The sequence below is a fragment of the Clavibacter rahimiani genome (assembly GCF_052654495.1).
The window spans coordinates 2,694,979-2,707,516 of the sequence record NZ_CP199790.1 but is presented as its reverse complement, the minus strand read 5'-3'; the positions used below and the strand labels follow the sequence as shown (position 1 = coordinate 2,707,516).

Below are 12,538 nucleotides of genomic sequence, written 5' to 3'. Positions count from 1 at the left end.
AGCGAGGACCCCATGAGCAGCACGCCGCCCGCGCACGAACCGCACGGCGGTCATCGACGACGCCGCGAGGCGGCGCGCGAGAAGGCGCGGCTCAACCGGATGAAGCAGCGGCGTCGCGACGTCGCGGCGCGCGGCCTCATCCGCGGCGGCATCGCGGCGGCCCTCGTCGCCGTGGTCGTGGTCGTCGGCCTCATCGTGGTCCAGGGCGCACGACCCGCGGGTCCCGGCCCCGAGAACATGGCGAGCGACGGCATCCTCATCGGCAAGGACCTCGCCGCCGTCCCCACCGAGGCCCTCGACCCCGAGCAGGACCCGGTGCCCACGGCGTCGCAGGCCGCCGGCGTCGCCCACATCCGCGTCTACGTCGACTACCTCTGCACCGCGTGCAAGGAGTTCCAGGACACGAACGGCGCGCAGATGGAGGGCTGGCTGCAGTCCGGCGCCGCCACCGTCGAGATCCACCCGGTCGCCATCCTCACCAGCAAGTCGCAGGCCTACTCGCTGCGCGCGGCCAACGCCGCCGCCTGCGTCGCCGACTCCTCGCCCGACGACTTCTGGGCCTTCAACTCGGCGCTGTTCGCGGAGCAGCCGGCCGAGCAGAGCACGGGCCTCAGCGACGACCGCATCGTCGAGCTGGCCGAGAAGGCGGGAGCCGGTTCGCCCGACGTGGCGAAGTGCGTGTCCGACCAGCGCTTCCAGTCGTGGGTGAACGGCGCGACCGACCGGGTGCTCGACGGCGACATCCCCGACTCGAACGTGGAGAAGGTCGTGGGCGCGCCCGTGATCGTCGTGGGCGACCGCCAGTACACGGGCCAGCCCGACGACGCCAAGGCGTTCGCCGCGTTCGTCCTCCAGGCCGCGGGCCAGGACGCGACGCCCGCGCCGACCGAGGCGCCGACGCCCACCGAGACGCCGACCACCGCCCCGTAGCGCGGCTCCTATGATGGATCGACGGCCCGCGAGGGACGTCGGCCGGCCTGGCGCAATTGGTAGCGCACCGCACTTGTAATGCGGCGGTTACGGGTTCGAGTCCCGTGGCCGGCTCCGAGACGGGAGCCGCCCCCGTGGGGCGCGCGGCGCGGGATCAGTCGAGGACCGTGATCATGCGCTCGCCCTCGACGGTCGAGCGGGGGCCCTTGTCGTCCGGCTCCGCGGCCCCGACGTACAGCCAGCCGAGGAGCTCCTCGCCCTCGCGCAGGTCGTGCATGCGCCGCACGGCGTCGCTGCGCGTGAGCGATCCGGTGCGCCAGAAGACGCCCCACCCCTGCTCCTCGAGCAGCAGCGTGAGCGCGTGCGCGACACCGGCGGCGACGGCCTCCTGCTCCCACCCCGGCACCTTGCGGCTCGGCGCCACGCAGGCGACGACGGCGACGAGCAGGCTCGCCCGGTGGGTCTTCTTGCGGTGCTTGCCGGATCCGGGGTCGCCCGCGGCCTCGTCCATCGCGGCGCCGAGGCGGTCGCGGGCCGCGCCGCGGATCTCGATGATCCGCCACGGCCGCAGCCCGCCGTGGTCGGCCAGCCGCGAGGCGGCCTCCACGAGCGGGACGAGGGCCTCGTGCGTCGGCGCGGCCTCGCCGACGGACGAGCGCGACCGTCGGTCGCGCAGCGCCGTGAGCACCGGGCCGGCCCATCCGGGTGTGCCGGGCGCGGACGGGTCGGCGTCGCCGCCCGCCCGATGCCGCGGCACGTCGGTCACTCCGCGGTGCGGAACGACATGGAGACCGAGTTCATGCAGAACCGGTCGCCGGTGGGGGTCTGCGGCGCGTCGTCGAAGACGTGCCCGAGGTGGGATCCGCAGCGGGCGCAGACGACCTCGACGCGCTTCATGCCGAGGCTCGTGTCCGTGTACAGCTTGACCGCGTCGCTCTCCTTGGGCGCGTAGAAGCTCGGCCATCCGCAGTGGGAGTCGAACTTGGTGTCGCTCGTGAAGAGCTCGGCGCCGCAGGCCTTGCAGCCGTAGACGCCGGTGCGCTCCTCGTCCAGCAGCTCGCCGGTCCAGGGGCGCTCGGTGGCCTGCTGGCGCAGCACCGCGTACTCCTCGGGGGAGAGCTCCTGACGCCACTGGTCGTCGGTCTTCTCGATCTCGTAGGCCATGGTGCGGGTCCTTTCTCGCTGGTCGATCCTAGGGGCGGCGTCCCAGCGCGCCTCCAGGGGGAACCGCCGCGACGGCCCGGGGATTCCTCCATCCGGGGAACTCCCGGCCGGGCGTGCGGTGTCGGCGGCCCCGTCGCGGAGCCCGTCCGGAGCGGCCGGGGACACCCCGAGCGCGTGAGCGGGGCGCCCAGGGAGGCGCACCTAGTATGTGGGGGATGTCGGGGAAGGAGCACGCCGTGGACCAGCGCGAGACCCGCCCCGCGACCGCCCCGGTGGCCGAGCAGCGTCCCGCCGTCGAGCTCGACGACCGGGCACGCGCGGTGCTCGACTTCGAGCGGGACTGGACGCGTCACGCCGGTGCGAAGGAGGAGGCGATCCGCCAGACCTTCGGCATCTCCGCCACGCGCTACTACCAGCTGCTGGGCGCCCTCCTCGAGACGCGTCAGGCGCTCGCCTACAACCCCCTCCTCGTGGGGCGCCTCCTGCGCCTCCGCGAGACGCGCGCCGCCGCCCGTGCGGCCCGCGCCCTGCCCGCCGGTCTCCCGCACCGTCCGTCCGCGCGCTGACCCCGCGCCCCACCGAGGAGACACGAGACCGCCATGCCCTCCCACGCTCCCGATCGCTTCGACGACGTCCCCGGTGACCTGAGCCGCGTGGGCGCACACCGCGCACCCCGTCCGCGTCACCACCGGTTCCGCGCCTTCGCCTGGGCTGCGCTCGCGACGGGCGTCCTCGTCGGGCTGGGCGTCGTCGGCCTCTTCGTCATCGACGACCGCGTCTCCTTCACCGACATCATCCCGAGCGACAGCGCATCCGAGGCGGCGGCCCCCACGGAGGTGCCGACCGCGGCGCCCACCGCGGTCCCCGGCATGGTCGTGACCGTCCTCAACGGCACGCGGACCTCGGGCCTCTCCGCGCGGGCCGCCGCGACGCTCGAGTCCGGGGGCTGGAAGGTCGGGTCGCGCGCCAACGCCAGCACGTCCGACATCACCGCGACGACCGTCTACTACTACGACGCCGCGGACGAGGGCGCCGCGCGAGGACTGGTCCAGGCGCTGGGGGTGGGCGACGTGCAGCAGTCGGACCAGTTCCGGCCCGCGGAGGGCACCCCGTCCGCGTCGGCGCCGCGGCTGACGGCCGTGCTCGGCTCGGACTACGCGTCCCGCGGCTGACCGGCGGCGCACCCGCGGCGCACCGCAGACCACGCGACGCGCCTCCGTGGAGGAACCGGACCGCGGATCACGGGCCCTGGCTATGGTGCTGCCTGGTCGCACGCCCGTCGCGCACCAGGCGCTGCATGCGGTGAGTCCCGAGGGCGTGGCGCGGGGTCGATGCAGGGCTCCGCGGACGACCCGGGGGTGGCGGCACCGCGCCCTCGACACCGCGCAGTCGCACATGGAGAAGCACATGGCCAACGGCACCGTGAAGTGGTTCAACGGGGAGAAGGGGTTCGGGTTCATCACCGTCGACGCCGTCGAGGGCGGACCGGCCCAGCAGGACGTCTTCGTCCACTACTCGGCGATCGAGATGTCCGGCTACAAGGTCCTGGAGGAGGGGCAGCGCGTCGCCTTCCAGATCGGGCAGGGCTCCAAGGGCCTGCAGGCCGAGAACGTCACCCCCGCCTAGAGGGGCACCGCCACGACGCCGTCGCCCACGAGGGCGACGGCGTCGTCGCGTTCCCCGGGCCGCCCGGCCTGTGAGCGGCTCGCTTGCACTCCCGTAGGGCGAGTGCCAGAATCGTCCCTGGCACTCCCTCACGGGGAGTGCTAGACGACTGCCTTTTTCCTGACGTCCGGGAGGGACGAGAGATACACATGGCTAAGATCATCGCTTTTGACGAAGAAGCCCGCCGCGGCCTCGAGCGCGGCCTGAACATCCTGGCCGACGCGGTCCGCGTGACCCTCGGCCCGCGTGGCCGCAACGTCGTCCTGGAGAAGAAGTGGGGCGCCCCCACCATCACGAACGACGGCGTCTCCATCGCCAAGGAGATCGAGCTCGACGACCCGTTCGAGAAGATCGGCGCGGAGCTCGTCAAGGAGGTCGCCAAGAAGACCGACGACGTCGCCGGTGACGGCACGACCACCGCGACCGTCCTCGCGCAGGCCCTGGTCCGCGAGGGCCTCCGCAACGTCGCCGCGGGCGCCGACCCCATCAGCCTCAAGCGCGGCATCGAGAAGGCCGTCGCCGCCGTCACGGAGGAGCTGAAGCTCGCCGCGAAGGAGATCGAGACCAAGGAGGAGATCGCCGCCACCGCGTCCATCTCCGCCGGCGACGCCACCATCGGCGCGATCATCGCCGAGGCCATCGACAAGGTCGGCAAGGAGGGCGTCGTCACCGTCGAGGAGTCGAACACCTTCGGCACCGAGCTCGAGCTCACCGAGGGCATGCGCTTCGACAAGGGCTACCTGTCGCAGTACTTCGTCACCGACCCCGAGCGCCAGGAGGCCGTGTTCGAGGACGCGTACATCCTGATCGTCAACTCGAAGATCTCGAACATCAAGGACCTGCTGCCGATCGTCGACAAGGTCATCCAGTCGGGCAAGCAGCTCCTCATCATCGCGGAGGACGTCGACGGCGAGGCCCTGGCCACGCTCGTCGTGAACAAGATCCGCGGCATCTTCAAGTCGGTCGCCGTCAAGGCCCCCGGCTTCGGCGACCGCCGCAAGGCGCAGCTGCAGGACATCGCCATCCTCTCGGGTGGCCAGGTCATCGCCGAGGAGGTCGGCCTCAAGCTCGAGAACGTCACCCTCGACCTGCTCGGCACGGCCCGCAAGGTCGTCATCACCAAGGACGAGACCACGATCGTCGACGGCGGCGGCGACGCCACCGAGATCGCGGCCCGCGTGCAGCAGATCCGCAACGAGATCTCCAACACCGACAGCGACTACGACCGCGAGAAGCTCCAGGAGCGCCTCGCGAAGCTCGCGGGCGGCGTGGCGGTCATCAAGGCCGGCGCGGCGACCGAGGTCGAGCTCAAGGAGCGCAAGCACCGCATCGAGGACGCCGTCCGCAACGCGAAGGCCGCCGTCGAGGAGGGCATCGTCGCCGGTGGCGGCGTCGCCCTCATCCAGGCCGGCAAGCTCGCCTTCGAGAAGCTCCAGCTCGAGGGCGACGAGGCCACCGGCGCGAACATCGTCCGCGTCGCGGTCGACGCTCCGCTCAAGCAGATCGCCCTCAACGCGGGCCTCGAGCCCGGCGTCGTGGCCGAGCGCGTCCGCAACCTCCCCTCGGGTCACGGCCTCAACGCCGCCACGGGCGAGTACGTCGACATGCTCGCCGCGGGGATCAACGACCCGGTGAAGGTCACGCGCTCGGCTCTGCTGAACGCCGCGTCCATCGCCGGTCTGTTCCTCACGACCGAGGCGGTCGTCGCCGACAAGCCCGAGAAGAACCCGGCCCCGGCCGGCGACCCCACGGGTGGCATGGACTTCTAGTCCGACCGGGCGGGAGCGGCAGCGCTCCCGCCCACCAGCACGATCTGCACGACGAAGCGGGCGGTCCCTCACCGGGGCCGCCCGCTTCGTCGTGCCGCGGGTCAGTGCGCGAACATGCGCGCGTTGCCCTCCTCCACCTCCGCGTACTGCCGGGCCGCGGCGCTCAGCGCCTGGTTGATGCTCGCCAGGGCCTCCTCGACGCGCTGCTGCGTGCCCTTCCACTCGGCGACCACGCCCTGGAACGCGGTCGCGGCGCTGCCCGACCACGATCCCTGCAGATCGGCGAGCTGGCCGTGCAGGCCCGCCACCTCCGCCTGGATGCGGCCGATGCTGCCCTGCACGGCAGCCGTGGCCGACAGGACGGCCTCGCTGTCCACCTGGTACCTCGTCATGCGTCTCCTCCATCTCGTCGTGGGACGGGCGGAGGCTAGGCCTGCCTCAGGAGCCGGATGCGGCGGGAGGCGCGGGCGTGGACCGTGCCGGCGCCTCGGGGCTGGGGAGGAGCGGCAGGATCACGCGGAAGGTCGCACCGCCGCCCTCGGTCTCGACGACGTCCACGCGGCCGCGGTGCGCGGCGACGATGGCCGACACGATGGCGAGGCCCAGACCGCTGCCGCCGGTCTCGCGCGTGCGCGACGTGTCCGCGCGCCAGAAGCGCTGGAAGATCTTCTCCCGGATCTGCGGGGGGACCCCGTCGCCGTGGTCGCGCACCTCGATGCGCGCCTCGCGCGCCGCCTCATCCACGACCGTCGCGAGCTCGATGGGGCTGCCCGCGGGCGTGAAGCGCACGGCGTTCCCGATGAGGTTGGTGACGACCTGGCGGATCTTGTTCTCCTCGGCCGACACCATCGCGACCCCCTCAGCGGAGACGGGCGAGCCGTCGTCGCCCGGGCGCACCGGCGCGAGGGCGTCCGTCGCCGTCTCGCCGGGGCGGCGGAACCGCCGGGCGCGGAAGCGCGACAGGGTGGCGCCCGCGAAGGCGATCGGGCCCGTGGCGTCGTTCCCGGTGACCGCGCCCGCGGCCCGCAGCGCCTCGGGGGACATGTCCTGCGTCGGCTCCAGCCCGTCGGCGTCGAGGATCGGGCCGACCGGGTTCACGAGCACGGGCGGCAGGGCGGTGACGGTGCGCGTCTGCGAGGACGCCATGGCGTCGAGGGCGGCGTCGCGCGCGATGGGGTAGAGGTCGACCGGGGCGAGCTGCAGCGGCTTCGTCTCGTCGAGGCGCGCGAGCTCGAGGAGGTCCTCGACGAGGCCGCCCATGCGGATCGCCTCCTTCTCGATGCGCTCCATGGCCTGCGAGACGTCCTCGGGGGTCTGCAGCGCGCCCATCCGGTAGAGCTCGGCGTAGCCGCGCACGGAGACGAGCGGGGTGCGCAGCTCGTGGCTCGCGTCGCCGACGAAGCGCCGCATCTGGTCGATGGTCTTGGCGCGGTCGGCGAAGGCGCGGTCGATGCGGCTGAGCATCATGTTGAGGGAGCGGTTGAGGCGGCCGACCTCGGTGTTGGGGGTGGCGCCGCCGAGCCGCTGGCTGAAGTCGCCGCCGGCGATGGCCGCGGCCGTGCGCTCCACCTCCCGCAGCGGGCCGAAGGTGCTGGTCACGAGCATGCGGGTGACCGCGGCGCCGAGCACGACGACGGCGAGGCCGAAGCTCGCGAAGATCACGATGTAGGTGGCCACGAGGTCGTCGACCTCCTCGAGCGGCTTGGCCACGACGAGGGTCGAGTACTCGGTGGAGTCGGGGCCCGTGTTCTGGGAGACGCGGACGATGCCGTGCCAGCTGTTCTTGCCGGAGTTGTCGGAGAAGACCACGATCTGGTCGTTGACCTGCGAGGCGCGAGCCAGGTCGAGCCCGAACACGCGGGGGTGCCGGGACGCGTCGCCCGTCCAGTTGTCGGCGATGACGTCGCCCTGGGCGTCGAGGAGGACGACGAACCACGACGGGTTGGCGCCCTCGACGTCGGCTTCCGTGAAGGTGTCGGGCTGGGAGGGGTCGGTGTCGAGGACCTTGGGGAGCTGGTTGATGGCGATCGAGAGCTGGCCGTCGAGCTGGGTGACCATCTGCTGCCGCAGCAGGTACATGGTGCCCGCGCCGGAGACGAGGAGGCCGAGGAGCAGGAGGAGCACGGTGACGCCCGTGATCTTCGTGCGCAGGGAGACGTTGTTCCACTTCTCCGAGACGTAGTCGTGCACTGGCCGCACCCCGTGTTCCTCGTCTTGGTGACCGTGTCCCACGAGGATAGGCGACGCCGGATGTGCGACCGGCCGGGCGCCCAGGGGCGTCCGGCCGGCCAGGTGGTGCGGGCGCGAGCCCGGCGGGTCAGGACTTCGCGGCCTTCAGCATGTAGCCGAAGCCGCGCTTGGTCTGGATGACCGGCTCCGACGAGTGCTGGTCGAGCTTGCGGCGCAGATAGGAGATGTACGACTCCACGATGCCGGCGTCGCCGTTGAAGTCGTACTCCCAGACGTGATCGAGGATCTGCGCCTTCGAGAGCACGCGGTTCGGGTTCAGCATGAGGTAGCGCAGGAGCTTGAACTCGGTGGGGCTCAGCTCGATGGGCTCCTCGCCGACGAGCACCTCGTGCGTGTCCTGGTCCATCGTGAGCTCGCCCGCGCGGATGATCGCGTCCTCGTCGGCGTGCATGGTGCGGCGGAGGATCGCCTTGATGCGGGCCACGATCTCGTCGAGGCTGAACGGCTTGGTGACGTAGTCGTCGCCGCCGACCGTGAGGCCGGTGATCTTGTCCTCGGTGTCGTCCTTCGCCGTGAGGAAGAGGATCGGCGCGGTGTAGCCGGCGGCGCGCAGCCGCTTCGTGACGCCGAAGCCGTTCATGTCGGGCAGCATCACGTCGAGGATGATGAGGTCGGGCTCCTCCTCGAGGACGGCCGAGATGGCCTGGGCGCCGTTGCCGACGGCGCGGACGGCGAACCCGGCGAACCGGAGGCTCGTGGTCAGCAGGTCGCGGATGTTGGGCTCGTCATCGACGATAAGGATCTTCGGGCCATCGCTCATGGGATGAAGTATCTGCGCACTCGCTGGGAGCCGCCTGGATGCGCAGTGACGCGCAGCCGTGCGCCTATCGAGCGGCGGCGCCGGTGATGCCGGCGGCGTCGAGGATCGTGTAGCTGTAGCCCTGCTCGGCGAGGAAGCGCTGGCGGTTCTGCGCGAAGTCCTGGTCGACGGTGTCGCGCGACACGAGCGTGTAGAAGCTGGCCGACAGGCCGGACGCCTCGGGGCGGAGGAGCCGACCGAGCCGTTGGGCCTCCTCCTGGCGCGACCCGAACGAGCCGGACACCTGGATCGCGACGGTCGCGTCCGGCAGGTCGACCGAGAAGTTGGCGACCTTGCTGACCACGAGGACGCGCTCCGTGCCGTCGCGGAACGCCTGGTAGAGCCGCTCGCGCTCGGGGACGGGCGTCGCGCCGGTGAGCTTCGGGGCGCCGAGCGCCTCGGACAGCTCGTCGATCTGCTCGAGGTACTGGCCGATCACGAGGATGCTCTCGCCGCGGTGCCGCTCCACCAGCGCGCGCGTCACCTCGATCTTCGCGGGCGCCGTGGCCGCGAGCCGGTAGCGCTCGTCGTCGGCGGCCGCCGCGTAGGTCAGGCGCTCGTCGTCGGGGAGGTCGATGCGGACCTCGAAGCACTCCGCGGGGGAGATGAAGCCCTGGGCCTCGATCTCCTTCCACGGCGCGTCGAACCGCTTCGGGCCGATGAGGCTGAACACGTCGCCCTCGCGACCGTCCTCCCGCACGAGCGTCGCGGTGAGCCCGAGGCGACGACGCGCCTGCAGGTCGGCGGTGAGCTTGAACACCGGTGCGGGCAGGAGGTGCACCTCGTCGTAGACGACGAGGCCCCAGTCGAGCGCGTCGAGGAGGGCCAGGTGGGCGTACTCTCCCTTCCGCTTGGCGGTCAGGATCTGGTAGGTCGCGATGGTGACGGGCCGCACCTCCCGGGACTGGCCCGAGTACTCGCCGATCTCGTCCTCGGTGAGGGTCGTGCGCTTCAGCAGCTCCGCGCGCCACTGGCGGGCCGACACGGTGTTGGTCACGAGGATCAGCGTCGTCGTCTTGGCCTTGGCCATCGCGGCCGCGCCCACGAGCGTCTTGCCGGCGCCGCAGGGGAGGACCACCACGCCGGATCCGCCGTCGAGGAAGTGGTCGACCGCGTCCTCCTGGTAGCCGCGGAGCGACCACCCGTCCTGCACGAGCGCCATGTCGTGCGGGGTGCCCGGCGTGTAGCCGGCGAGGTCCTCGGCGGGCCAGCCGATCTTCACGAGCTCCTGCTTGAGCTGGCCGCGCGCCCACGCCTGCACGCGGTAGGTGGAGGCGTCGACGCGCTCGGTGAGGAGCGGCGCGATGCGGCGGGCGCTCGCGATCTCGGAGAGGACCGCGGACTCCGTGCTGGAGATCTGCAGCTCGCCGTCGGCGTCGCGGCCGATCACGAGGCGCCCGTAGCGGCCCACGGTGTCCGTGATGTCGACCGTCACGGACTGCGGGACCGGGAAGCGCGAGTAGCGCTCGAGCGTGGCGAGCATGTCCTCGGCGGTGTGGCCGGCGGCGCGCGCGTTCCAGAGCCCGAGCCGGGTGATCCGGTACGTGTGGATGTGCTCCGGCGCCCGCTCCAGCTCGGCGAACACGGCGAGGTCGTGGCGCGCGTCCTCGGCGTCCGCGTGGGCGACCTCGAGGAGGACGGTGCGGTCGCTCTGGACGATGAGGGGGCCGTCGGACATGCCCGCCAGCCTAGGCGCGCTCACCCGGACGTCGGCCCGGGGGAGAGGGACACGATGCTCGACAGGGGGAGGGTGCGCTCCACGTCGGCCACGCGGTCGCGGGCGCGCAGGCGGCCGCCGGCCACGCTGGCGGGCTCGAGCACGTGATCCACCTCGCGCCCGTCGGGCATGCGGACGCGGACGCGGAGGGCGGCCTTGGCGCGGATCGCGACCTCCAGCTGGCGCGCGGTCCACGCGGCTCCGTCGTCGGGGCCGTCGGCGGCGCGGACCCGGGCGACGAGCGCGTCCGCGGCGTCGGGCTCGGGGTCCCGCGCCGGACCGGGTGTCGGGGACGTGCGGGGAGCGGGGGCGATGCGGCGGCCGTCGGCGTCCTCGCGGACGGGGCCGAGCTTCGCGGCCGAGAGCGCGCGCTCGACGGCCTCGGGCGGTGCGGCCGAGACGAGGACGCCGTCGGCGGCCCGCGTGAGCCGGAGCGACGCCAGGTCGCGGTCGACCAGGAGGGTGGCGAGCAGCGTCGCGTCGTCCGAGACGACCGCGGTCCGGGCCTCCGGTGCGGTGCCAGGTGCGGCGTCCGAGGGTGCCGCCGGGCGGACGCGCAGCCGGCCGAAGCGCGCCGCCGTCTCGTCGAGCAGGTAGTCGAGCGGCTGGGGGATGCCCGTCAGCGAGATCCCCGCGAGGAAGGAGCGGACGGCGTCGACCGACTCGCCCGAGGCCAGGGCGCGCGTGACGGAGCCCGCGGACACGCGGTAGCTCGCGGCGAGGCCCCGGCCCTCCGCGTCCGCGACGGACAGCAGGCGCGACTCGACCGCGGGATCCAGCGGGCCGGGCGAGACGATCGTGAGGTCGTGCTGCAGGTAGACCCGGTCCACCTCGGCCGGGAGGTGCGGCGCGAGCGCGGCGGCGGCCGCGGCGGGGCCGGCTGTGAGGAGCGCGCGGCCGGCCGAGCTCGGCACGTCCCCCGTGGTGATGCCGAGGAGGCCGGCGTCGCGCGTGAAGGCGGTGATGCGCGCGCCGATCCACGCGGATCCGCCGGGGAAGCGCCAGAGCACGCTGTCGAGGAGGCCGGCGCCCCACGACGCGTCGGCGCGCTCGGCCAGGATCCCGCGGGTCGCGGGCGCCAGCGCCTCGAGCCAGGACGCGGCGAGGGCCTCCCACCTGGCGGCGGTCGGGCGCCCCGACCAGGCGGTGGAGGCGGCGGCCGCGGACCACGTGCGGCCCGTGCGTGCGACGAGGCCGGCGCGGGCGGCGATGGAGAGGACGACCGGCACGTCGTCGACGTCGGCGCCGAGCGCGGCCGCCAGCCGTCGCGCGTCGGGGAGCGACATGCCGCCGCGGCTGAGCTCGCGGGCGGGCTCGGTGAGGAGCTCGTCGACGAGCGCGGCCACGGCGACGACGGAGGCGAAGGCGCTCTCGCCGGCGCGACGGTCGACCTCGTCGGGGTCGGTGCGCGGGACGGCGGCGAGGGGCGCGGGAGGGTCGAGGCGCGCGAGCTCGTCGGTGCCGGGCAGGCCGTCGGCGGGCCACGCCGCGAGCGCGGCCGCGACCTCGGGGTGCGTCGTGACGCCGCCGTCGTCGAGGTCGGCGAGGAGGGTGGAGGCCGCACGTGCGGCGGCGTCCGCCAGCTCCCGCTCGTCGCGCGGCTCCTCGCCCGAGCGCCGCGCGACGGCGTCCCGGACGTCGTCGAGCGGGACGCGGCGTGCGGTCGCGCCCTCCGCGGCGGCGACCGCGAGGACGGCCAGCGCGGTGCGGTCGAGCTGCTCGAGGGCCCGCGCCACGGCGTCGGGGGCGAGCAGCGCGTCGGCGAGGTCGAAGAGGTCGGCGATGCGCGCAGCGTCGATCCCGCGGTCGCGGACGAGGGCCGCCAGGGACTCGTCGTCGAGCGCGCGCAGGCGGGACGCGAGCACCAGGGCGTCGGTCATGGTCGTCCCGCTAGCGGGACGGGCCGTCCACGCGACGACGGCGACGGACGCTGATGACCAGGATCGCGATGAAGAGGAGCGCGGCGATGGGGATGCCGACGGCCGGCAGCAGCAGGATGACCTGCCAGAGAGGCGTGCTGTACTCGGCCGCGTCGACCGCGATGAGCGGGGCCAGCAGGATCGCGAGGATGCTGAGGACGGCGACCAGCAGGATCCCGGCGAGCATGTACGCGAGGATGCGCTCGGCCCGTCCCTCGCTCGGTGCGGTCTCGGATGCCATCCGCCCAGACTACGCGGTGGCACGCCCGGGCGCGTCGCGGAGCAGCGGCGCCGCTCGGGCCCCGCCGCCGCCCCGTGCCGCCCG

General features: G+C 73.3%; 13 protein-coding genes and 1 tRNA gene. 6 read left to right on the top strand and 8 right to left on the bottom strand.

The window, feature by feature from the left end; genetic code table 11:
* Positions 1-12: 12 nt before the first annotated feature.
* Positions 13-930 (top strand): DsbA family protein, encoded by a 918-nt coding sequence (locus ACT7CP_RS12815; protein WP_445442522.1) that lies wholly within the window; start codon positions 13-15, stop codon positions 928-930.
* Between the two features lie 41 nt (positions 931-971).
* Positions 972-1,044, top strand: a tRNA-Thr gene (locus ACT7CP_RS12810).
* A gap of 40 nt (positions 1,045-1,084) precedes the next feature.
* Here ACT7CP_RS12810 and ACT7CP_RS12805 read toward each other — a convergent pair.
* Together ACT7CP_RS12805 and msrB are read right to left on the bottom strand one after the other, a co-directional pair.
* Positions 1,085-1,687 (bottom strand): nitroreductase family protein, encoded by a 603-nt coding sequence (locus tag ACT7CP_RS12805; protein WP_445443990.1) that lies wholly within the window; start codon positions 1,685-1,687, stop codon positions 1,085-1,087.
* Between the two features lie 5 nt (positions 1,688-1,692).
* Positions 1,693-2,094, bottom strand: a complete 402-nt coding sequence (gene msrB / locus ACT7CP_RS12800; RefSeq protein WP_116056251.1) for a peptide-methionine (R)-S-oxide reductase MsrB — start codon at positions 2,092-2,094, stop codon at positions 1,693-1,695.
* 236 nt (positions 2,095-2,330) lie between these two features.
* On the opposite strand from msrB, the gene ACT7CP_RS12795 reads away from it, so the two are divergent.
* From ACT7CP_RS12795 to groL, 4 genes are all read left to right on the top strand, one after another.
* On the top strand, positions 2,331-2,660 hold the full coding sequence (locus ACT7CP_RS12795; protein WP_445442521.1) for a DUF3263 domain-containing protein: 330 nt from the start codon (positions 2,331-2,333) through the stop codon (positions 2,658-2,660).
* A 33-nt stretch (positions 2,661-2,693) separates the two neighbouring features.
* Positions 2,694-3,266, top strand: a complete 573-nt coding sequence (locus tag ACT7CP_RS12790) for a LytR C-terminal domain-containing protein (RefSeq protein WP_445442520.1) — start codon at positions 2,694-2,696, stop codon at positions 3,264-3,266.
* Positions 3,267-3,501: 235 nt separating this feature from the next.
* Complete coding sequence (locus ACT7CP_RS12785) at positions 3,502-3,720, top strand: cold-shock protein (RefSeq protein ID WP_413964228.1); 219 nt, start codon at positions 3,502-3,504, stop codon at positions 3,718-3,720.
* Positions 3,721-3,908: 188 nt separating this feature from the next.
* Positions 3,909-5,528: a chaperonin GroEL gene (gene groL / locus ACT7CP_RS12780; protein ID WP_413964162.1), complete on the top strand. Its 1,620-nt coding sequence runs from the start codon at positions 3,909-3,911 to the stop codon at positions 5,526-5,528.
* A 101-nt stretch (positions 5,529-5,629) separates the two neighbouring features.
* Here the strand turns inward: groL and ACT7CP_RS12775 are convergent, their stop codons facing one another.
* From ACT7CP_RS12775 to ACT7CP_RS12750, 6 genes are all read right to left on the bottom strand, one after another.
* Complete coding sequence (locus ACT7CP_RS12775) at positions 5,630-5,920, bottom strand: WXG100 family type VII secretion target (protein WP_043586029.1); 291 nt, start codon at positions 5,918-5,920, stop codon at positions 5,630-5,632.
* Positions 5,921-5,966: 46 nt separating this feature from the next.
* Positions 5,967-7,727, bottom strand: coding sequence for a sensor histidine kinase (locus ACT7CP_RS12770; protein ID WP_445442519.1), 1,761 nt, complete (start codon positions 7,725-7,727; stop codon positions 5,967-5,969).
* A gap of 118 nt (positions 7,728-7,845) precedes the next feature.
* Positions 7,846-8,538, bottom strand: a complete 693-nt coding sequence (locus tag ACT7CP_RS12765; RefSeq protein WP_012039163.1) for a response regulator transcription factor — start codon at positions 8,536-8,538, stop codon at positions 7,846-7,848.
* A 64-nt stretch (positions 8,539-8,602) separates the two neighbouring features.
* Positions 8,603-10,255: a DNA repair helicase XPB gene (locus ACT7CP_RS12760; RefSeq protein WP_445442518.1), complete on the bottom strand. Its 1,653-nt coding sequence runs from the start codon at positions 10,253-10,255 to the stop codon at positions 8,603-8,605.
* A gap of 20 nt (positions 10,256-10,275) precedes the next feature.
* Entirely contained in the window at positions 10,276-12,174 is a 1,899-nt protein-coding gene (locus ACT7CP_RS12755) for a helicase-associated domain-containing protein (protein ID WP_445442517.1), read from the bottom strand.
* A gap of 10 nt (positions 12,175-12,184) precedes the next feature.
* Entirely contained in the window at positions 12,185-12,454 is a 270-nt protein-coding gene (locus tag ACT7CP_RS12750; RefSeq protein ID WP_413964167.1) for a hypothetical protein, read from the bottom strand.
* Positions 12,455-12,538: the final 84 nt, after the last annotated feature.